This window comes from Trinickia sp. Y13 (genome assembly GCF_029522115.1).
GTDB lineage: Bacteria > Pseudomonadota > Gammaproteobacteria > Burkholderiales > Burkholderiaceae > Trinickia.
Window position 1 is genome coordinate 133,086 of the sequence record NZ_JAKWFK010000007.1, and the last position, 22,038, is coordinate 155,123.

General features: G+C 66.6%; 14 protein-coding genes. 3 read left to right on the forward strand and 11 right to left on the reverse strand.

Annotated features, from left to right (window positions below; translation table 11 throughout):
• Nucleotides 1–150: 150 nt before the first annotated feature.
• Both cysC and xopAU read right to left on the reverse strand, forming a co-directional pair.
• Entirely contained in the window at nt 151–759 is a 609-nt protein-coding gene (cysC, locus tag MMB74_RS14685; RefSeq protein ID WP_277429376.1) for an adenylyl-sulfate kinase, read from the reverse strand.
• Nucleotides 760–1,055: 296 nt separating this feature from the next.
• Nucleotides 1,056–3,002: a XopAU family type III secretion system effector serine/threonine kinase gene (gene xopAU, locus MMB74_RS14690; protein WP_277429377.1), complete on the reverse strand. Its 1,947-nt coding sequence runs from the start codon at nt 3,000–3,002 to the stop codon at nt 1,056–1,058.
• Between the two features lie 492 nt (nt 3,003–3,494).
• Between xopAU and MMB74_RS14695 the strand changes: the two genes are divergently transcribed.
• Together MMB74_RS14695 and MMB74_RS14700 are read left to right on the forward strand one after the other, a co-directional pair.
• Nucleotides 3,495–4,640: a cupin-like domain-containing protein gene (locus MMB74_RS14695; RefSeq protein ID WP_277429378.1), complete on the forward strand. Its 1,146-nt coding sequence runs from the start codon at nt 3,495–3,497 to the stop codon at nt 4,638–4,640.
• Nucleotides 4,641–4,864: 224 nt separating this feature from the next.
• Nucleotides 4,865–5,683 carry a hypothetical protein gene (locus MMB74_RS14700; RefSeq protein WP_277429379.1) on the forward strand — a complete coding sequence of 273 codons (819 nt, stop codon included), beginning with the start codon at nt 4,865–4,867 and terminating at the stop codon, nt 5,681–5,683.
• A gap of 87 nt (nt 5,684–5,770) precedes the next feature.
• Here the strand turns inward: MMB74_RS14700 and MMB74_RS14705 are convergent, their stop codons facing one another.
• The 6 genes from MMB74_RS14705 to MMB74_RS14730 all read right to left on the reverse strand — a co-directional run bounded on the left by MMB74_RS14705 (nt 5,771) and on the right by MMB74_RS14730 (nt 13,992).
• The gene (locus MMB74_RS14705; protein ID WP_277429380.1) at nt 5,771–6,148 is read right to left on the reverse strand and encodes a hypothetical protein; all 378 of its coding nucleotides are present in this window, start codon (nt 6,146–6,148) and stop codon (nt 5,771–5,773) included.
• A gap of 288 nt (nt 6,149–6,436) precedes the next feature.
• The gene (locus MMB74_RS14710) at nt 6,437–7,795 is read right to left on the reverse strand and encodes a sigma-70 family RNA polymerase sigma factor (protein WP_277429381.1); all 1,359 of its coding nucleotides are present in this window, start codon (nt 7,793–7,795) and stop codon (nt 6,437–6,439) included.
• A gap of 268 nt (nt 7,796–8,063) precedes the next feature.
• Complete coding sequence (locus MMB74_RS14715) at nt 8,064–11,057, reverse strand: hypothetical protein (protein ID WP_277429382.1); 2,994 nt, start codon at nt 11,055–11,057, stop codon at nt 8,064–8,066.
• 162 nt (nt 11,058–11,219) lie between these two features.
• On the reverse strand, nt 11,220–12,320 hold the full coding sequence (locus MMB74_RS14720; RefSeq protein WP_277429383.1) for a hypothetical protein: 1,101 nt from the start codon (nt 12,318–12,320) through the stop codon (nt 11,220–11,222).
• Complete coding sequence (locus MMB74_RS14725; RefSeq protein WP_277429384.1) at nt 12,317–13,237, reverse strand: fatty acid desaturase; 921 nt, start codon at nt 13,235–13,237, stop codon at nt 12,317–12,319. Before MMB74_RS14725 ends, MMB74_RS14720 begins: the two co-directional genes overlap by 4 nt.
• A gap of 17 nt (nt 13,238–13,254) precedes the next feature.
• Nucleotides 13,255–13,992, reverse strand: coding sequence for a hypothetical protein (locus MMB74_RS14730; RefSeq protein ID WP_277429385.1), 738 nt, complete (start codon nt 13,990–13,992; stop codon nt 13,255–13,257).
• A gap of 258 nt (nt 13,993–14,250) precedes the next feature.
• Between MMB74_RS14730 and MMB74_RS14735 the strand changes: the two genes are divergently transcribed.
• The gene (locus MMB74_RS14735; protein ID WP_277429386.1) at nt 14,251–15,558 is read left to right on the forward strand and encodes an autotransporter strand-loop-strand O-heptosyltransferase; all 1,308 of its coding nucleotides are present in this window, start codon (nt 14,251–14,253) and stop codon (nt 15,556–15,558) included.
• 18 nt (nt 15,559–15,576) lie between these two features.
• Here MMB74_RS14735 and MMB74_RS14740 read toward each other — a convergent pair whose 3' ends face one another.
• The 3 genes from MMB74_RS14740 to MMB74_RS14750 all read right to left on the reverse strand — a co-directional run bounded on the left by MMB74_RS14740 (nt 15,577) and on the right by MMB74_RS14750 (nt 22,007).
• A complete protein-coding gene (locus tag MMB74_RS14740; RefSeq protein WP_277429387.1) occupies nt 15,577–19,488 on the reverse strand; it encodes an AIDA repeat-containing protein in 3,912 nt (1,303 codons plus the stop codon).
• A gap of 234 nt (nt 19,489–19,722) precedes the next feature.
• Complete coding sequence (locus MMB74_RS14745) at nt 19,723–21,216, reverse strand: secretin N-terminal domain-containing protein (RefSeq protein WP_277429388.1); 1,494 nt, start codon at nt 21,214–21,216, stop codon at nt 19,723–19,725.
• The gene (locus MMB74_RS14750) at nt 21,213–22,007 is read right to left on the reverse strand and encodes a response regulator transcription factor (RefSeq protein ID WP_277429389.1); all 795 of its coding nucleotides are present in this window, start codon (nt 22,005–22,007) and stop codon (nt 21,213–21,215) included. The genes MMB74_RS14745 and MMB74_RS14750 overlap by 4 nt, the downstream gene beginning before the upstream one ends.
• Between the last annotated feature and the right edge of the window lie 31 nt (nt 22,008–22,038).

The following is a 22,038-nucleotide window of genomic DNA, read 5'->3' on the forward strand; positions in this document are numbered from 1 at the left end:
GCGGCGTGTTCTACTTTGCAACGCAACCGATGCCAGGGACGTTGCACGGCAAGCGGCCGCCGTCGAGCGAAATCGGAATGCGCAACGCGAAGACGGAGGCCAGGCGAGACAGGTCATCGATCGCTCCGTCACCGTGAATCGAGGGGGGCCTCAGGCCGCGCGTGCTGCGTACCGCAGGCTGCTTCGCTGGCCGACGCGGTCGAGGACGATGTCGACACAGGGCCCGATACCGATACGGCTCGTGTCCAGTGCGAGGTCGGGGTTGACGGGCGCCTCGTAGGGCGCGGTGATGCCCGTGAAATCGGGCAGCATGCCGCGGCGAGCCTGCCGGTAAAGCCCTTTGACGTCGCGGCGCTCGCACACGTCGAGCGGTGTCGCCAGATGGATTTCGACGAAGCGCGAGGGGCCGACGATTTTCGCGGCGAGCGCACGGTCCGCGCGGCGCGGCGAGACCAGCGCAGCGAGCACGACAAAGCCCGCCTCGTTGAAAAGCCGGGCAACCTCGGCTGCGCGCCGTACGTTCTCGCGGCGTTCGAGATCGCCGAAGCCGAGATCGCGCGAGAGGCCGCGCCGCAACTGATCGCCGTCTAGGACATAGCAGGCCCGCCCTTGGGCCGTGAGCCGCGCGGCCAGCCCACAGGCGAGCGTCGATTTGCCGGAACCGCTGAGGCCCGTCAGCCAGATCGTGTTTGCCGGCGCGGGGACGTTTGGCGAATCCGCTGCCGTAGCGGCCGTGAGTTTGGAGTCTAGGTCGAACATGGCTATCTTCCGGTCGGGTGAGCGTAGCGCCAGCATAGGAGCCGCACGCGGCCGTTTCGCCCCGGTGGGCGAAGCCCTGTCGTGAACCGCGAAAAATTCGCTCCCCGCGCGTCGGCGCGTGAGCGTCGGCCGGGATTCGAAAAAATTTCGCCTGGATTGCCCTAGGCTACTGATCATGAAGTCAAATCGAAGTCGACCGGCCGATCTCGTCGAGCGCATCGCCGGCTCGCCCCGCGGGAACCGCGAAGCTTGCCGAAGTCAAACCGACATTTCGAAATAGCCAGAGCCCGACACGCTCAATCGGGCGTGCCTGTCGCTCCTGCAGAGTCGGGCGAGGCAACGGGCTCCGCTGCGGGCGCCTGTGCATATTGGCGCTGCTCCGCACGGCTCAGGAGTGCGAGCAACGACGGCTCATGCAGCTTGTCCAACATATTTTTGATTTCTCCCTGGCAGTCCTCATCGGCATCTTCATGCCATAGCTCGTTTAGTCTTGCGAGCAGTTGCTCGACCTCTCCACGGGCGACGTCGTCTTCTATATCCCAAAAACAGTTCGAGATTCGGGTCGATATGGAAAAACTGCGATCCCACCGCACCAGCTTTTCGTAACTATCGTGCATTTGGTTTCGAGGAGTAAGCTGTCCGAAAAATGGCTCGCGCAACAGCTCCTCGGACGACGGCCTGCTTTCCGGAGGCTTCCGAACCATACTCGATACGACAGAGAGCATTTCCGCCTTATCCTCGCTCGTCATCGCCGCCAGTTCTTCCGCAAAGGGAAACGCCTCGATGGTCAACAGTTGATCATCGAAGCCTCTTACCCCAGGTTCGAATGTCGAATCTTTTAAAAAATGCGCAAATAATTGACCGGCACTATAAATGTCGCTCCTCTCGTTCGCAATCGACATGGACAGCGAGTCTGTGTACCCCTTCGCGCCCGGCTGTCTTCTTTTTCCCATTTCAGTTCCGTTACCCATATCGATCAGCTTGAATATCTTTTGATCCCGATCGTACATCACATTGCTAATCGAAATGTCCGAGTGCGCTACGCCCTCGTCCGCGCACCGCGCGATTGCGATAAGAACATCGGCTACGACCTGCTTCGCGAGGTCTACATACTCCCGATCGGTGATCACGTTTGCTCCCAGACCCGCCATGCCCTTATCGATTAATTCTCTGACATTCTCTCCGTCTATTTTCTCGCAAAGTATTCCAAATTCGCCATCAATTTCGACTAGCTCGTATACTTGCATCACGTGAGCAGTTCGGGTCAGCGCGGCAGTGATTTGAAATTCGTTGATGATGGATTGCTTTTTCTCGCGAATCAGAGATTCGATTGCCGCGACGTGGGACGTTAGATCGCCTCGAAGTGTTGCATATAGGTCACGGGGCAAAGGATTGTGCGGGTCGGTTCGCAGGATAGCCTTGAAGACGAACTCCCTCCCAAGATTCTTCCCGTTCTTGATCAGGTCTTCCGAGAGCCTTACCGAGTAGGCAGTCCCGTATCTCCCGCTTCCGAGCCGCTGCTTGAGAGATTGTGCCGCGTCGAGCGACGTAGGGGAGCCCGCCAGGCGCACCTGTCGGAATCCGGCGTTGGCCTCGGCGGCGCCAGGCTTCATCGCGGCTAGTGCGGCGGCCAGGGTCTGCTTGATCGGCTCTTGACTAAGCGTGGCGACCAAACTGGGGCTCAGTGTATCGAACGCAATCTGGTCGCCGCTCGCTTGTCGTCGGTGCCTGCGCGCGGCCCTAAGCATCCTATCGGGACGACCCGATTCAGATGGATCGAAGGGCGCCCGGGGCTTCTCGGGAACGCGATGTTCGCTCATAAAAGAAATCGATCGCCGATAGGATTGACTCGGGGGCAACGCCGGGCGGGGAGGTGCTGCCCGTACCGGGGTGAACGGCATACGGGGACTAGGAAGGTCTGCACGTCGTTGCCGCGTGGGCGTTGCGGGCCCGGCTTCGGGCGTCGAGTCACCATCGCGCTGACGCTTGAACCCGAATCTGGGCGATGCCAACGGCACGCTCGAGGCCGGATGCTTCCCTCGAGGCGTCCCGGCTTGCGTCGACACGGCCAGCCTCGAACGCGCCGAGGTCGCACCTTTTGCCGGTGATGGCCTCAGGTTGGCGAAAGCGGGGTGCGCCGGCGGCAGCGGCCGTTCATCGGCAATTCTCGCCTCTGGCGAGCGCTCGTCAATGCTCCCGTAAGAATGGGCGGGTACGTCAAGAGGCGGCAGATTGGTCTTCATCGCGATTCACTTAGAATATTTTTGCCGGGTTTGTAGCCGGAAAGACACATCGCGCGCTCGTCCGTCGATATTTTCCTCGGCCCCCGCACCCAGCTTGGGGATGGCGTGGCGCGTCATGCGCCATTCGAATACCGCAAGCCAAATTGTTGCGAGGCACCGCACGGCCGTGTCTCGATGCATGTGGCGGACGACGCGCATGATCCGAGGCTAATCGGCATCTCGCCACGATGCCGGCCATCCACCGAAGAATGCGCGCGGCAAGCGAACCCCGGTCTTCAACGGCAACAAACGAACCTAAAGACCCACTCGCGAACGGAACCCGAACCGGTGAATCTTGGCGCCAATCGCGGGGTGTTGAAAAATTTATGAATCCCCGCCGCTCCGCTGCTTCGCACGCATGGATGAACATTCGTTGTGCGCGCGGTGAACCGGGCACGGCGCGTCTATCGTCCAGGCTCATCGAAACCTCGCGGACGCCCCGAGATGGACGCCATGAACCTTGCCGTTACGCCGACGCGCGCCGCACGTGCGTTGTCGATCCTGCCCGATGCGGCGCCGGAACTGCTCGAGCTGAGCATCGAGCGCGTGGCGGAACACCATCTGCCCTGCATGGGGCTGCGCCGCGTACGCCTTGTCGTCACCGGCGAACCGGTGCTGAGCACGACGCTCGAGATGGGCGAGACGCTCGTTGCCGTCGCCGACGACGTCGTGCCGGACGCCACCGTGACGTTCGCACCCGAAACGCTGCGAGCGGCGCTCGACGCCCCGCGCCTGTTCGATGCGCGCATTCCCGAGTTTGCTTCCGGCATCCGGATCGAAGGACATGAACTGACGGCGCAGTATCTGCTGCAACTGCTCAAGCGCCCCGAGCCGCGCGTGCTGACGCGCTTCGGCTATGCGAGGGAGCTTGCTCCGCGTTGGCTGGAGCATGTCCCCGAATGCGACACGCCGGATCCGGCGCGTGTGGTCGAGTCGCTCGTCGCAAGCATCCCGCTGCGCCTGCGGGGTGCGCTTCACTGGCCCGCACTCGACTGGTCGCTCGAGGAACTGATTGCGCGCCATGGTTCCATGCCGCTGCGGCATGACAGCGTGGCGGGCCGTCCCGAAACGCTGGGCGATTTTCTCGGGTCGTGGCGCAGCGCGGCGGCCGGCGCCGACGCGCCGTATTCAGCCGGCTGCCCGCTCTCGGCGCAATTGGCTGCGCTGTTCCCGTTCCCGCTGTTTGCGGCCGGCGCCTATCACCCGGTCGCCCAGCTCTGGGCCGGCGTGCGCCGCGAGCACACGCTCGTCACGCCGCTGCATTGCGATATCGCCGCCTCGTTTCTCGCGCAGGTGCATGGCCGCAAGAAGTTGTGGCTCTACGCCCCATGGCAGCGCGAGCTGCTTTATCCAATCGAGGGGTTCAACACCTATCAGCCGTGCTGCGTCGATGTGGCCCGACCGGATCTCAGGCGCTTTCCGCGGTTTGCGCAAGCCCGTCCGATCGAGGTGATCGTCGAGCCCGGCGATCTGCTCGTGATTCCGACGGGCTGGTTCCATTGCGTCTGGGCGCTCGATGACGTGATTTCGGTCAGCCGCTTCATGGACGATACGTGGGCCGTGACGAAGCATGCGGCTGTTCAGCGGGCGTCTGCCTGACGGGCAGCCCCGTATCTCCAAGAGGAACCTTACTCATGCCAGACGATTTTCGCATCGGCTCGCACTCGCCGGCGATCGATTCACCCGCCAGTACGCCGTCGTCACCTGCGTCGCCTCACTCGCCCCCCGGATCGCGGCCCTCGCCGCCGGCTCCGAGCTCGACCTCGCATTCGGCTTCGTCGTTTGGCCGCCTCGGTCATCTGAGGGACGTCAACACGGCGCGCATGCAACGCGCCAACGCCTCGCCGCGCGCGGGCCAGACGAGCGGCACCTCCGGCGCCGCGCATCCGCTACCTGCCTCGTCGCGCGCCTCGGAGACGCCGCACGACACGAGGTTCAAATACGGCAAGCACAATGTGCCGCCGTTCAAGCGCGCGCATTTCTTCGGCTTCCCCCGGCCGCTGCGCACCCGCTTTTCGGCCCCTTGGCCGCAAAGCGGCGGCAATGAGCATTTCAATCGCGGTTTCAACTGGGGTGCGAGCGGTGGCTTCGGCGGCGGCCTTGGCGGCATCGGCCGCTTCGCGCTGCCGGCCATGGGCATGTTCCTTGGCGCGGACCTCGGCATGATGGCAGGGGCCACACTCGGGGCGGACTTTCTCATGCCCGGCTGTTTCATGCCGGGCCTTGATTTGGGGCTTGGCCTCATGGGCGGGGCGGCGCTCGGCGCGCTGGGCTGGGAGGCCGGCCGAATGTTCAACCGGTTTTCGGGCGGGCAATCGTCCGGCAGCGCATACCAGGCCCACTACATGCATCCGCCTTACGGTGGTGCCGCGGAACCGCCCGCGCAAGGCTATGCGCAGCCTTACGGCCCGAATCCCACGCCGTACGCGAGTGCAATGCCCGTCCAGGGCTACGCTCATCCGCCGCAGTACCCGCCGACCTATCCGGCCTACACGCCCTATACGCCGTATCCCGCATACGGTGGCGGGTACGGGAGCGGGCCGGGGTGGGGGTCGATGTTCGCGGGCGCGGCGTTAGGGGGCCTCGGCTTCGGTATCGGCGAAGCGATCGGCGCCGATCTCATGTTCGATGCGATGTTCTGACCGACGATGCGGTTTCCGCCGCATTCGATCGCGCCGAACCGATCGGGAACAACCGGCCCTGCCAGCGGGTAGGGCCGGAGACGTCGATCAGAAGTTGATCGTGATGCTGCCGTGCAGCGGCATGCCCCCGTTATCGAGCAGCGGGTTGTTGTTGAACGGGTTGTTGTCCGGCATTCCATTGGTGGCGCTACTCGGCATTGCGCCGGGCATCCCGCCGGGCATCCCACCGGGCATCCCACCCAGCATCCCGCCGGGCATGCCGCCCCCCATCCCGCCGGGCATGCCACCGCCCATGCCTCCCATCATGCCGCTGCCGTTTTGCTGCGACATCTCCATCATCATCATCAACAACATCATCATCAACTCTTCCAACATCATCATCATGGAAGAGGAGCCCGACATACCCGACATGCCTGGAAGCATGCTGGTCGAGCCCGGACTGCCAATTGCGCTTACGCCGTCCATTGCAACCTCCTTCGAAAAAGATCGATCAAGAACGTTTTGCCGCAGACAGGGCGCGCTTGCACAAGCCGCGAGGCGCATCGCTGGTGAGCAACTGGCAATCGATAATTGGCAATTGGCAGGCGGGACCGGCATGGCGGCGATTTCAGTTAAGCACTGGGGCGTAACGGTCCTATTGCGCATCCGAAGCGCACGGCGGAAATGCGAAGCGATGGTGTTCGCGCGAGCTTGGGCGGGCAGAGCAGACGCCAAGCGGCGCCAGCTTGCCGAGGAACGGCGGCAGGGCCGGCCTCAGGCGTACCCGTGCTCGCCGAGCATCGCCAGCCGCGTGCGTAGCTTGCCGCGAGCGCGGTGCAAGCGAGCCTTGACGGTCGTCACCGGGCACCCGGTGATCTGTGCGATCTCGTCGATCGAATGGCCGAACAGGTAGGCGAGGGCCATGGCGAGGCGTAGGTCTTCGGAGAGCACATCGAACGCTTTGGCAAGCAGATCAGGCGTCTCATGATCGTGCCAATACTCAAGCACGGCGTCGGGGTTAGCCAGCTCCACGTCGAGCAGAGTGTGCCGTTGCTCGCGCAGCGCCTTCAGCGCGCAGCGGTAGGCGATGGCCATCAGCCATGTCGAGACCGCACATTCGGCGCGGAACTCGCGTGCCTTGTTCCACACGACGAGAAACGTATCGTTGACGATTTCCTCGATCAGCGAATCGTTCGCGGATAGCCGGCGCACGAAGCGAGAGAGACGCGCGCGATAGAGCTCGTAAAGCCGCGCAAGCGCCGACGGTTCGCCGGCCGCAATGCGCGCGACGAGCGGCCGGTCGGGGTCCGTCAGGGGCGCCGTGCTCAGCGGTGAATCGACAGAAAAGCCGCGGCTGCCGTTCAGCGCATCGAACTCGGCACGGACCGCGCGCTGGCCCCGCGCGTCGCCGATCTCGTGCAACGTGCCGATGATGCCGACGATCCGTCCCGTGGGGTCATGAAGCGTTCGCTTGTATAGACGCACGGGACGCACGCCGCGTGTGGCGTGCCGCATGCCGGTCGCGTAGATCTGGGTGCCGCCGCGCGCGAACAGTTCGAGGTCGGCTCGATGGTAGGTGAGCGCGAGGTCGGACGGCGCGATATCGTAGACAGTCTTGCCCTGAATGCCTTCGCGGCCGGCGCCGAGGAAACGTTCGAAACGATGGTTGGCGCCGGTATAGAGGCCATTGACATCCTTCAGGAACACGGGCGAGTCCATGCCGTCGACGAAGCCGAGCAGCCGTGGCAGGTCGGCGCCGTCTTCGCGCGCGAGGCGCATGAGCTGCACCTGATCCTTCGCTCGCTTGATGATCGGCGCCGGGCGTTCGAGATCGGCGCGACAGGCCGCGTCGTTTGCACCCTGGGCCACCAGCGAGATGACGTCCTGCGCACGCAGTTCGGGCAGCACCGGGATGAGGTAGCCGTCGGGGCCGGCGTCGGCGCGCAGCCTGCCGAGCTCCGAGGCGGCATCGGCGTTCTCGCAATCGACAAAGATCACGGCCGGCGAAGCGGCGGCGATCGCCAGGGACGGTTCCAGCCTGCGCACACCGTGCGAGCGTACCGCACGCGGTATCGGGCGGTCGGCCTGGCTGGACCAGAAGAGACGAGGTTCCGTCGCGTTGCCCACGGTCATTTCTTGTGTTCCTTTCATGTTTCAGGCGCTGCGCTCGAAAGTGTCGCGGAGTAGAGGAAAGTCGGTTTTACCTGCCTGAGTCTGAGATCGGGACGCATTACCTGTGTTAACGGTAGCGCGGCGCTCGATTTGCAGGGTGACATACGTAGGGGTAATCCTGGTCAGGATTTCCTCGATGGACAGAAGCGCCCTATGCAACCAAGCCAACCGGCGAGCCTGCCGATCGGGCAGGGCGCGGGGTCGAACGGGGCCCGGTGCACCCATCGCGTCAGCGGCGACCCGACCGGCCGATGCGCGCATCGGCTTGGCCGATGTCGATCTCGAACCGGTCGGACTCGATCGCAGGCCCGAGTTCGATCTCGTAGAAGCTGTCCTCGTCCCCATGATCGCGATCGCTATGGTCGCCAGGTCGAGTGTGGCCAGCCGGCTCGGAGCGTTGGCTCGAGACCGAACTGGTGCGTGCGTCCCCGGCGAGCGCCGCGAGCGCATCGCGAACCTCGGCGCTTTTGTGGCTGCCGCGTCGCGCGTCCTTGCCTGTGCGTGAAAGCGGAATGTGCGCGAGCGCCTGCGCGACGGGCGAAGCCAGCGAGAGCCACGCTGCCTTGCCGACGACGCGCGCCTGACCGAGGCGGAATGCGGCCCGCGTGCGCCGGGAGGATTGCTCGCGGCGCCATGTGTAGTAATCGGTCGTGCCGTCGAGTCTGCCGGCCGTGATCTTGCGGCCGCCGACCGACAGCGTCAGTTCGTCGGCGATATCGGCGCGCGTCTCGAGCTCGTTCACCAGTGTGTCGAGCGAGGCGTCGAGTGCCTTGAAATCGAGCTGCCGGTCCGACGGCGAATAGGCTTGCGCCTCGGGCACGTCCAGCGCGAGCTTCAACGGTTCCCCCTTGCGCTTGAGTATCGCGAGCAGGCGGGCCATTTCCGTCTTCTGAAAGCGTGCGCGCTCTCCGGCAGAGTAGTGAGCCGTGATCGGTGTGCTGCCTTGCGTGATGACCTGGCCGTCCTTTTGGTCTCCGTAGTGCGTCTTCCAGGGATGGCCCTGGTTTGCGAGTATGTCCTTCTTGACGTTAACGCCAAGGCTGAATGCCGCGCCGAAGGTATTGGCTGTCGCGGCGACGGCAGCCGCTCCCCCCATCGTCATCGTGTAGCGCTCCTCTTCGCCGGCGGTCAGCCGCTTCGCCAGCCGCGTCGCTTCCACCTGCGCGCGGCCGTCGCCCGTAAAGAGCGCTTGCGCGTCGGCATCGCCGATCGCCGCGAGCGCCCGGGCGGCTGAAGCGAGCTTTTCGCGCACGGCCGCCGTGTCGCCGGCAGGCAGCTTTGCAGCCTCCTTCAGACGTGCCTGTGCTGTCTCGAAGTTGACCCAGTCGCGCAGGCTGGCCTTTAGGGTTTGCCGCTTGCCGGCCAAGCGCGTCGTATGAAATTGCGCCTGCGGTCCCGACTCGGGCGCGGCGCCCGCCTTGTGCTTGAGCAGCGCGCGCGTCGAGGCAACCACTTTGCCGAGCAGCAGACGGCCCATGCTGTCGAATCGCATGCGGTAGGGGGTCTTCCAGGCGCTTGTCACGGCGCCGGTGTTGAACTTCGCCTCGTGCGTTTGTGCGAACTGCGCGTCGAGCGCTTGCAGCGCGGCCTGGCTTCGTTGAGCGCGGTCGGCTTCGAGCACCTCCGTCACGAGGTCGAGCTCTCGTGACGGCACGCCCGGTGCCGCCGGTGCGGCGGGGTCGCCGCTGGACCCGGTCTGGGCCGACGGCGGATGTCGTGTCTCGATCCCTGCGCGGACCAGACCGAGCAAGCGCTCATGATCGCCCTGGATTTGCGTGAGCTTGTCTTTTCGTTGTGCGCGGTAGTCGGCGTAGGCCGTCCAGTTGTCAAGCGGCCGCAACTCGTCGTTCGTGCTGTCGTCGGCGGCGACCTGCCGGAGTGTTTCGAGCAGCTTGCCGCGCGCCCCCGATTTGACCGCCGGGTCGCGCGAGCGGCGCTCGCCGAGATAGATGCGGTAGGCCTCGGCACGCGCTTGTTGCTGCTTCGCGGCCTTGCCGCCCATGAGATCGGCCGATTTCGCCAGCGCGACGATGGCGCGCGTGGCCTTCGCTTCGCCGTCCTTGCTCGGGCCGGTGCTCAATTGGTATCCCACATAGGCGAGTGCGCCGACCGCGACGGCAGCCACGGACATGCCGAACGTGGCCGGCGCGGTCGGCGCGAAAATCGCCATCAGCGTCGCCGTCAGGCTGGCGGCGCCGTTGACATAGCCCAGGCCGAGATTGAGCTCATTGCCTCTGTATTCCACCTTGGCGCTTTCGGATGCGGCCTTGTACTGCGCCTTGTACTCGCTGCGGAAACAGAATGCTGCGAATGCGATGCTCAGATCGTCGCCCGCGGCACGCAGTTTCCGCTCAGCGAGGTGCCATGCCGCGGAACCCTCGGGCTTGCTCGCGCATTCGGCCTGTGCGCGTTCGAGCTCGGCCAGCGCCGCTTCCATCTCGTTGACGTCGGCGCTGATCTTGCCAAGCTGCGTCAGCAGTTTCCAGGAAGCGCCTGCGACGCTAGGGCCGTTCTTTCCGCTCGGCGGCGCATCGGCCTTGCCGTACGGCATCACTTCCTCGGTGCCCGAATTGCGAAAGCGCAGCTTCGCCGAAAACACCGCGAGCGCGCTGCTGACGGCCGTCAGCACGAGCTGTACGGTCGAGATGGCGACCTTCGCCGGGGGATGCAGGCTTGCGCCGATCTGCACGGCGCCGAGGATGCCGTTGGCCGTGGAAGAGGTGAGGACGGGCTGCCGGTGCAACGCGCCTACGCCGGCTCGCTTGAAGCTGTCGAGGATTTTCCCCATCTCCTCGTCGTCCGTGCCGATCGCCTTCAGGAAGGTTTCGACCATTGCCTCGTAGTAGTCGCCTTTGCCGGCGCCTTCGGGCAGCAGCCGCTCGGCTCTGCGCTCGGGCGGAATCTCGTCGGCATGCGCGCGTTCGAAGTTCAGGGCGAGAAGATGCGAAAGCTCGGGGATCGAGACCTTCTCGACGAGGCTGTCGCGCCATCCTTCGCAGATTTGCATTGCGGTTTGCTCGTTCCACCCGTCGACGTGCAGGGCCGGCGGTTGCGGCACTTTCCGCATGTCGATCATCTGCTCGAACCGGTCCCTGATCGTGCCGCGCGGGGGTTTGGTCGACGCCACGATGGGCGACGACGTCCCATGCACGGGCGCGGTATCGTGCGCGACGCTCGTGTCGGTGAACGTGGGCAGCGGTGAGATCGGATTGAATCGAGGCATGAAAAGGTCCTGCGGAACGGACAGATCGGTATGGTGCATTCTCGTCGGCCATGCTAGACAGCCAAGATGACGGTACCGGACGGTGTGCGATGCGATGTGCAGGAAGCCGAAGCAAGTGGGCGAGCTTGCCCTGGCACGGTGCAAGGATGCGACGCGGCGCGCTCAGGTGAGCGCGAATTCGACGCGCGGGCGGCCTGCCGGCGGCGCGGGGGCGCGCTCGGCATCGAACAGGATTTCGAAGCAGAGCACGGCCGAGCGCATGGCCCGGTAGCCGCCGAACGCGCGCTGCAGCGGATCGTGCTCGTCCAGTGCCGCCAACGCGTGCAACCATCGCTCGCCGCCGAGCGCCCGGCGGACGTGCTCCAACAGTGTCGCGCACAGTGCCGCGTCGTCATGCTCAGCGGCGATGAAGGCGAGATAGACATAGGGCAGACGTCCTTGGGGCGCCGGCAGCAGCGGCCTGCCGCGCAACGCGGCGACGGCGTTGTAGGCCGGGCGCGCCCAGGCGATGGGCCGCGCGTAGCGCTCAACGTGGGCCTGCCGCAGCGGCGCTTGATCCCATGCGGCGATCGTTGCGCGGATACGTCCGTCGTCGCCGAGCGCCAAAAAGAAGTCCTCCGCGCGTAGCGTGTCGCAGCGCCCGCCGGGTTCGAAATCGTCGACGCCGATCACGGGCGCCCAGGCGCCCCCGGTCCGCTGCGTGGCGAGAAAGCGGACGATCTCGGGCAACTCGTCCGGCCGCGCGCGCCTGATCGCCGCCTGCGTCGATGCAGGAGGACGCCGCCGGGCGCCCAGGTGAAGCGCATGCGTTTGCAGCCGGCTGAATCGCCGCAGGCGCGGCATGCCGGGGCGCCCGCTCGCGAGGCTGCGCAGCGCCGCTTCGTTGTCTTCATAGACGAGCGTGTAGCAAGGCAGGGGTTCGGCCTCGTGCAGTGCACGCAGTTCGCCGAACAGTCGCGCGACCAGCCCGCGGCCGCGGTGAGCGCGATCGACGCGCAAATCGGAGACGAGCGCCGCGCGCTGTGGCACGCCGTCGAGCAATACGGTCGCCACGCTGCGCGCGAGCGTGGCCACGATGGCGTCCGTGGCCGCCTCGCGGCAGACGATGGTCTGCATTGCGCCCTGCAGGCGGGATGCGGCGAAGTAGGACGGTTCGCGCCGCAGGCTCAGCGCGACGGCGCCCTCGATCCAATCGGCCGCCATGCGGGCGCGCAGCTGTGCGTCATCGTCCGGCTGCGCGATCGAGAATCGGTATCCGCTCATTGGCCGAGGTTGCGGCGACGCTTCGGGGCGGCAACCGACGCACCCGGTTCCGGGCCGTCCGGCAGCCAGAGCCGCGGGCCCGCGGCCAGCCAATGGCGCACGAATGCAGAGTAGGTTAGCGGCGCGGCCGTCGGATCGTCGCGCAGGCGCCGTGGCGCGTCGTGCCAGCGAGCGGCCGGATAGCGATGGTGGACGCGGTGCAGCGAGCGGTGGAGCATGAGCCAACCGAGCCCGAAGGGCAGCACGATGTCATGCGTGATGTCGCCGGGCTCTCGGTGCGTAGCGGCCCGCGCGATGGGCACCCCGTAGTGCTCTGCTTGCGTCAGCATGAAATCGAACCATGCGAGGAGGACCGCTGGAAGCGCATAGGCCCAGAGCACGGCTTGCGGCGCACGCCATGCGCCGAGGGCGACGAGCGTGAAGAGCCCGAGCATCCAGCCGAGCGCAACGCTGCGCTCGCGGCGCCTCGAGCGCGGCACCATCGGCCAGCCGACGCGGTTCTGATGCCAGGCGATCCACGGCAGCTCCAGCGGCGCGAGCGCCCAGATCCATCGCGTGCGCCAACTGAGCGCATAGAGCCGGCCTTCGGGGTCGGCCTGCGTGCAACTCGCGCGATGGTGTTGCAGATGGAAGTAGCGATAGGCTGTGAAGTTCACACCGAACAGCGCGGCGCAAAACAGGCCGACGGTATCGTTCGCACGGCGATTCGAGAGGAAGGTGCCGTGAACCGCCATGTGCTTGGCCTCCTGGCAGCCGGCCAGCAGCAGCGCCTGCGGCAGGCATAGCAGCACCCGCAGCCAGAGGTGTGGCGTGATCGCAAGCACGATCGTGTTGAACGCGACGATGGCGAGAAACAACAGGCTCGGCAGATCGGCGTGGCGGCTCGGGCGCGCCGCTACGGCAACGGCAGAAATCATGGGGGACTCCGGCTCGATCAAAGGAAGGAGGCGAGCGTGCGCGTGACGCTCGTGATCCACGCCGCGGGCAGGCGTTGCCAGACGGGGGCGAGCAGCGAGAGGGGGACCGTGCAACGCAGCAGCACGCCATAGTCGAGCGAGCGCTCGTGCGGAAAATAGTCGCGCTTCGCGCCGACGATCTTCGTAAAGCCGCGCCGGTGGTAGTAGCGCAATTGCGGATCGAACGGCCGGCCCCGACGGCGACGGTAGACGTAGTCCTCCACGCTGCCGTGCGGATGGCGCTGCCGCCATGCGCGCAGCCCGGGCACCGGGGAGCCGAGATAGATATAGCGCCAACCGCGCGCGAGCGCCCGAGGCCAGAAGTACGCGAACAGCGCGTCGACGCCGGCGGCATCCCGGCTGCTCAGGCTGATGCCGAACAGCGACCGGCTGTCGTGCGGCGACGTCGCTGCCACGCATGACTGCCAGGTTTGCGCGTCGCGATCGAAATCATCGGGCACGGGCTTCAGAAAAAGCGAGGCGAGCAACTTTCCCGTGTGCACGCAGAACGCTCCCATCGCGAGTTCGGGATGAGCCTCGATCCGTGCCAGCAGTTGGGTTCGCGACGCCGCCTGGACGGCGTTCCACTTCTCGTGCTCGAGTTCGAGCAAGGCGGGCAGGTCGCCGGGCGTCAGAAGCCGGGCTTGGGCGCGAACCCGGCTCGTGAGGCGAGCGGGTGCGGATGGGGGCGCAAGAAGGCGAAGGGCGCGGTCCATGGTGGTGAAGGGTGGCCAAAAAAGTACGTGGGGCAAAGGCCACAAGGGCATTGCAACGACCGCCGGTATTGAGCCAGACTCATGTGTCAGCGCGATGTCGTATGCTCCGAAACCCTGATTCGGTTCAACCTTCGCCCGATAAGGTCGATATGGCCATAGTGGAGCGCCGGCGAATCCGGTCGACGGCGCCACGGCAACCGGCATGGCCGGCGCAGCCTGACGCGACGTCAGTCGAACGCCGCCAAGGGAATCAACGATATGCAGCCTTCTTCTGGTGCTTCGCCGCTCGAGCAAACCGCCTCGTGCGCGCCGGCTTCATCGGCTTTGCCGGCTTCGGCCGTCCAAGCCGGCGGGGCCACGGCGAATGCGGCGATGCCGCCCAAGCCCGCCTTTACGCCGCCGGCGCCGCCCGCGACGCAGACGGGCCCGCACGGCATCCGCTTCGACTTCAACGACGGCTGCCGCGTCGCGTTGCCCGAGGGCGGTTGGCGCGTGCGGCTGCGCGATCTCGACACCGGCAACGTTATCTTCGAGACCGAACTCGACGCGGGTCTCGTGCTGAGCTCGAAAAAATACTTCGTGCGCTTCTCGATCGAGGTTTGGCGCCGCGAGGCAGCGCCCGACGCGCCGCCCTTGTTCGCGCATCACTACGGTGCGGAAGGCCGGCCGGTGCTGATCCAGTTTCCGGTCGGCACGATCGGCGATGTCGTCGGGTGGCTGCCGTATGCCGTGAAGTTTCAGCGCAAGCACCGATGCCGGTTGACCTGCGCGATGTCCGACAAGCTCATTGCGCTCTTCGCGAAGGCCTATCCCGAGATCGAGTTCGTCACGCCCGAGGCCGTGCGCCCGCAGCAGTATTACGCCACGTACAACCTCGGGCTCTTCTTCGACGATAACGAGTGCGTGCGCCAGCCCTGCGATTTCCGGCTAGTGGGCCTGCACCGGACGGCGGGCTACCTGCTCGGCGTCGATCCCGCCGAGGAGCGGCCCAGCCTCGCGCTCGACGACGACAGCCGCCCGATCGACGAGCCTTATGCCGTGATCGCGGTCCAAAGTTCGACCCAGGCGAAATACTGGAACCACCCCACGGGCTGGCGCGAGATCGTCGCGTTCCTGAAGGCCCACCGCTATCGCGTGATCTGCATCGATCAGAAGGCCACCCATGGGTTCGGTTACGTCTGGAACCACATCCCCTACGGCGCCGAGGACGAGACGGGCGACAGGCCGCTGCAGGAGCGCGTGCGCTGGCTGCGCCATGCGAGCCTGTTCGTCGGCCTGTCGAGCGGCCTTTCGTGGCTGGCCTGGGCGGTGGGCACGCCCACGGTGCTCATCAGCGGGTTCACGCACGAGACCAACGAGTTCGCCACGCCGTTTCGCGTGATCAACTATCACGCCTGTAACAGTTGCTGGAACGATGTGCGGCACCGCTTCGATCATCAGGACTTCTTCTGGTGTCCGCGTCACAAGGACACGCCGCGGCAGTTCGAGTGCACGCGGCTGATCACGCCGGAGCAGGTGAAGACGGCGCTGCGGCGCATTCCGGCGTTCGGGCAATTGGGGCGCTAGGGCGCGCGTCGTCGCTCGTCAATAGCGATAGCTCAGATTCAATTTCATCTCGGAGCCCGAGCGGAATTGCGTCGAGGCGTCGGCCGAGACCGACCAAGCGCGGCCCAATTGGGCCTGCAAGCCCGCCCCCAGCGAGACGATTTCGCGCGCAAGCGCTGCGCCGGGCGCGGCAAATGCCGTCCCATCCTGCGCGAACACGGTTACGGCGCGCGCGCGGCCCGCGAGCTCCGCGGCATACGTGAAGTCGAGGTGCAGTCGTGCTGGCCGTTCGGCACTGCCGAAAGCGTGCGCGAGCGAAATGCCCGCGTACGGCTGCAGGCTGTGAACCGTGTCGGCGCCGACGGCCAGGTCCTGTCCGCCTGCGCCCGATTCGACGAACCCCTGACCATGGACATAGGCCCAGCGCAGGCCGGCGCGCGGCGTGAGCACCGCGCCGCCGAAATGCATCGGCAAACTGGCCTGCACGGCGCCGGTCACCGCTTGAATCAGGTGGTCGCCTTCGGCCGTATCGGCGCCTGCGCTGCCGAACGGGCGCGTTTGCCCGGCCCAATGAACGCCGTAGCCAACGAGTGCGGCGGCCTGAAGCGGGCCGAGGGCATGGCTGCCGTACAAGGCGAGACGCAGCGCATCGAAACGGCCCGTGTCGGGCGAGCCGTATTCGCCGATCTGCGCATGTTCGAAGCCGAGCGCGCCGCCGACTCGCGCGTGATCGTCGCCGCGGTCAAGCCCCGCAACGGCGCCATAGCGATGCGCCCCATAGCCTGAAACATTGTCGTATCCATCGGCGCGCGCATAGCCGCCCATGGCCGTCACCCAGGCGCCGCCGTGCGCGGCGGCGGATTGCGCGCCGGCCGGTGTCGCGAGACGATCGAGTACGAGCGCATCGGTTGCCTGCGCGGCCTGGACGACGGTCGAGCCGAGCGCGGTGAAAATGGTGGTATCGATCGGAGCGACGACCGCGGCGCCGTTCACGAGTTGGAGATCGACCTCGGTCGCGCCGTAGCTAACGCTCTGGGTCAGGCCGTTCAGGTTCGCGCCCGCTGTCGTCTGCGAGGACACGGAGTCGAAGCGCCCGTTGATGGCGTTCGCGGTCAGCAGCGCATAGGCCCGCGCCGAATACGTGCCGGGGTCGTAGAGCACCGATAGCCCGCCGGAAAGGGTCGCCGTTCCAAGCACCCTCAATTGCGATCCCGCGGTCGGGCTGACCTCGATCACGAGCGCCGCGTTCGAAGCCTGGACATAGTTGCCGCCGACGGTCAGCGTGCCGATCGTGCCGCCCGGCATGACAGTGCCGGCGTTCGCGACCGAGCCGCCGACCGAGCCGTGCCCGCGCAGGGTGCCCGCGCTGCGCACGCTCACGTCGCCGCCGAGCGATGCGCTGTCCTGACCGAGCTCGCCGACGATCAGCGTTCCCGACGAGACGACGGTGGCGCCTGAGAAGGCGTGGTTGTCCGCGCTGACGATCGTCGTGCCGATGCCTTGCTGAATCACCGTGCCGCTGCCCGCAATCGTGCCCGCATAGGTCGAGGTCGTCGTCTGATCGAAGATGACCGTCCCATTGTCGAGCAGCGTGCCGTTCGCGCCGAGCGCGGTGGAGGTGGCGATGCCGCCGCTGGAAACCGTCTGCGTGCCGCCGCTGCCGATGACGGTGCCGATTGCGATGCCGCCCGAGGCGATGCTCTGCATCGCGCCAGTCGAGAGCGTGGTGCCGGAGACGAGACCGCCGCTCGCGACGGTCTGCGTGCCGCCCGACGTGACTGCCGTGCCGAACGTCCTGCCGCCGTTGCTGACGGATTGGACGCCACCGCTGCCGACAGTCGTTGCGCTGGCGACTGCCCCGGAAAAGACGTATTGGGCGCCGCCATTGGCCACGTCGGTGCTCGTCGCCGTGCCGCCGGACGAAATGTTTTGCACGCCGCCGCTGCTGATCGTCGAGCCCGAAGCGATGCCGCCGGCAAAGATGTACTGCGCGCCGCCGCTGCCGACAGCGGTGTTGCTGGCCACTCCACCGCCGAAGACGACTTGCGAGCCCACGTCGAGGACGGCGGCACCGATCGCCGAGCCACCGCTGCTCACGTACTGGTGTCCTCCGCTGCCGACGACGGTTCCGCTGGCCACGCCGCCCGACGAAACGTACTGGGCGCCGCCCCCGCTCGCTGTCGTCGCTACGGCCGTGCCGCCGAACAGAAACTGCGCGCCGCCGTTCAGCGTCGTCCCCGATACCGTGCCGCCAGTCCAGACGTTCTGCTGGGCGCCTGTCGCGATCGACGCCCCGGTCGCGGCTCCGCCTGAAAGAACGTTCTGGTAGCCGCCGCTCGCCACGGCTGTGCCGATGGCCAGCGCGCTGCTGACGTACTCGTTGCCGCCGCTGCCGACGGTGGTTGCGCTTGCCACGCCGCCGGAGTAGACATACTCGTTGCCGCCGGAGAGCACGGTGGTGCCCGAGGTTGCTCCGCCGAGCAGATACGCGCCGCCGCCGCTGCCCACGGTCGTGCCGACGGCGGTGCCGCCCGCGAGGATCGTCTCGCCACCGCCGCTCACCACGGTCCCGATGGTCGACGCGCCGCTGCTAACGTATTGATTGCCGCCGCTCGAGACAGTCGTCGCGCTGGCCACGCTCCCCGAAAAGATGTATTGGGCCCCGCCGCTGAACACGGTTGCGCTCGACGCCGAGCCGCCCATTAGGAATTGCGCGCCGCCAGCGACCTGTGTCGCGAGGGCGGACCCGCCCGTCCAGACGAACTCGTTGCCGCCGCTGAGGGTCGTGCCGCTCGCGAGCCCGCCCGAGTTGACGAACTCGGTGCCGCTCGAGAAGACAACGGTGCCCGATGCCGATCCGCCCGACGAGATGCTCTGCGCGCCCCCGCTGCTCACGAGCGTGCCGACGGCAACCCCTGCGCTGTTGATATAGACGTTGCCGCCGCTTTCGACCGTGGTCCCGCTCGCCGTGCCTCCTGCGTAGACTTGCTCGACGCCCGCGCTACCGATGATGGTGGCGCTCGCCACGCCGCCCGAGTAGATCGACTGAATGCCGCCGCTGCTGACGGTCGTGTTGGTGGCCGTGCCGCCAGAGAGAAACTGCGTGCCGCCGCTGCTGACGATCGTACCGTACGCGACGCCACCGCTGGAGACGTATTGACCCGCGCCGCTGGCGAGCGTCGTGGCGCTGGCCACGCCGCCCGAGAAGATGCCCTGAACCGAGTTGTCGGTCAGCGTGTTGCCGATGGCCGCGCCGCCGTAGAGGTCCTGTTCGGCCGTGGCCGAGAGCACGTTCGATGTCGCTACGCCGCCGGAGATCACCTGGAGGCTGCCCGAGAACGTCGTATCGGTGACCGATCCGCCGTAGACGTACTGGACAGCGGTCGCCCCGCTCACGACGGTGCTCGTGACCGTCCCGCCATCGACTTCCTGATAGCCGTCGTAGACGGTCGTGCTGGTCACCGCACCGCCGCTGACATATTGCGCCGCGAGGCCGCCGCTGATCACGATGTTCGCCGCCGTCCCGCTGTCGATTTCCTGCGTGCCGCCATCGGTCACCGAGGTATCGACGATCGAGCCGCCGAGCCCGAACTGGACGCTGCCGCTGTTGACGGTCGTGGCGCTGGCCACGCCACCTGCGAAGACGCCCTGCTGTCCGCCTGAGTTCGCGGTCGTGCCGATCGCGGCGCCGCCTGAACTGACGCTCTGGAACCCGCCGTTGAGGGTGGTATCGGTGGCGATCCCGCCCGAATTGACGGTCTGCATCTGACCGCCGTTGAGCGTCATGCTCGTGCAGGAGGTCGGGCAGGTGTACTGCGCTTGCGCGGACTCGATGAATCCGGCGCCAGCGGCAAGCGTCGCAAGCAAGACCGCAAGCAGCCTGGAATGCTCGCGCCGGCGCCGGCCGAACAGACGCAGGCCGTACTTGCGGCGGTAGGCCAGCGATGTCATGCGGAAAGCCTCGTAAATACCGGGCGCGGAGGGAAATGCGCTACAAATTGCTGCGCCCCTGGGAACCGGGGCGCCCCTGGCAGACTTTCGTCCGCGTACCAGGGGTTACGGACGAAACGCGGAAAAGTTTAGTCATGCTTTCCCTGCAGTCCCCGCGTGATCCGCATTCTTCGGGCCTCCGGCGTGCGGAATCGACGCGTCTCGCGCGGGTCGCAGCCCAGACAGCTTCGGATGTCAAGCGCCGTTCGAACCCAACCCGCTCAGATAGGGCACGATCAGCACGACCTGCGTGCGCAAGGGAGCGGCGCCGGCACCCGTGGACGAAGCCCCGGAAGGTGGCTGGCCGGCGGGCGGTGCGGCTGAGGCAGCCGCCTGCGCCGGTAAGGCAATCACGGCGCAGCGGCGCGGCCTGACCTCGGCCTGAGCCTGCTGCGTCGCACTGGCCCCTTGGGCATCGTTGGTCAGGCGAATCGTCAGCGCCACGTGCGCCGTGCCGCTCGGCGTGCCGTCGCCAGGCTCGACCACCGGGGTTACGTCCAGCGCAATGCCGGTCGCCACGTCGAGCAGTGCGTTGCCGCTGCCGTCGGCGGTTTCGTCTGCGCCGCGGTCGACGGCCTCGACGAGACGGTTCTCGTAGCGATTGACGTTGACGGGCGTGCCATCGACGGTCGTCATGTCGCGCGCGAGTTCGATGTGTGCGCGTCCATCATGCTCGAACGTGCGCAACTGAGTCAGCATGTCGGCGCCTTCGTCGTCGGTGTAGGCCACGCGCGCGGCGCCCGGGTTTTCGGCGGCGCGCCACGGCAACGGCAGGGCCGCGAGCGCATCGTTATCGACTTGCGCGACGTAGGTGACGAGGCGCACGATCGTCGGCCGCCGATCGTAGGACTCGATCATCGCGACGTCGGCGGCGAGCCGCTCTGGGCGGTCGCGAACGAGCACGGCGTTGTTCGTTGCGTCGGCCTCGAGGATCGGCAGCGGCGTTTCGTATTCGATCGGCGTGACGCCGGGTGTGAGCGGCTGTTCGCGCGCCGTGCGGGCGCGCTGGCGTATCAACGTCGCGACGCCGGGCTCGACGATCACCCGGCCACCCTGGCGTTCGTCGCGGTCCGAGGCGCGCGCCGACGTGAGCTTGACGACCCGCACGGCGGTGCGCGTGCGCTCGCGCGCGCCCCGCTCGAGCGCACGCGCGGCCTGTTCGACGTGCGTGACGAAGGCGGGCGGCCCCGTGACGGTCACGACGCGGGCGCCTTCGTCGAGTTGCGGCGGGAAGCGCGGGTCCGCGATGTGCGTTTCGCGCAGGACGCTAAAGAGTTCCTCGGGCTCGGCGTAGTCGAGCCGGATCGCGAGCGTGCGGCGCGCCGACGTGCGCGAGACGCGCACCACCGTGCCGTCGTAGTACCAGTCAAGGCCGCTGTCGGTCGTCGCCACGTCGAGGAAATGCTGCGGCGTCATATTGAAACGACCGGCAATTCGGCTATCCACGTCGGTGGCGACCACGATGGGCACATGCCCCTGCTGCGAGAGTTCAGCGAGCGCATCGCGCACGCTCGCGCTTGCGGCCGAATACTCGAAGCGCGAGCTCTGCCAGGGGGGGACGTCGGCTCGCGCTTGCGCCGCGCTTGCGGCGGCCACGCAGGCAGCGAGGGCGAAACGGCCTGCGGCGCTCCGGCGCGCGGTGCGCCGGCCCGAGGTAGCGAGGGCCGCGAAAAGGCGGTCGATTGTCATGGGGCGATTCCTTCGTCGATCTGTAACGGTTGGTCGTTGGCCGGCTCCCGCGGCGCGTCGTTCTGCGCGCCGTCCTCGGGCTCCGGGCCCAGGTTGAGCCGGTAGCCGGCGCCGTACACGGACTGGATGGTCCACGACACGTCGGCTTTTCTGAGTTGCGTGCGCACGCGGCTCACGTACATGTCGACCGAGCGCGTTTGCACCATCACGTCCCAGCCCCAGACGACGGAGAGCAGGTCCTGCCGTTGCACGACCGTGCCGGCGTGCGTGGCCAGATGCCAGAGAATGTCGAACTCCTTGGTGCCGAGCGCGTGCGGCGTTTCGCCCACGACGAGCGTCTGGCGTCCGCGGTCCAGCACCACGTCGTCGACGAGCAGCTTGCGGCCATCGTGCTGGCCCGACTCCGCGCGTCGCAGCACGGCGCGCACACGGGCGAGCAGCACGGCACGATCGAGCGGTTTCACAAGAAAGTCGTCGGCGCCCGCGTCGAGAATCTTCGCGATGTCGGACTCGGATGAATGAACGGTTTGAAAAATCACGGGCACCGCCGAGCGCGCTCGGCCGCGCACGTGCGCGAGCAACTGCTCGCCCGTGAGCCCCGGCACGTCCCAATCGAAGATGAGCAGGTCGGCCCATTGGTCGGCGAGATAGTTGCGCGCCTCGAGTCCGTTTCGAAACGACGCGACTTGATAGCCCTCGGCCTTGAGCCATGAAGTGAGCAGCGCGTGCTGCGCCGGGTCGTCCTCGACCACGAGCACGCGCACCGGCTTGCCCGAAGCGTTCTTCTTCATGGCGTCGCTTCCTCGCGCAATGGTTGTTTCA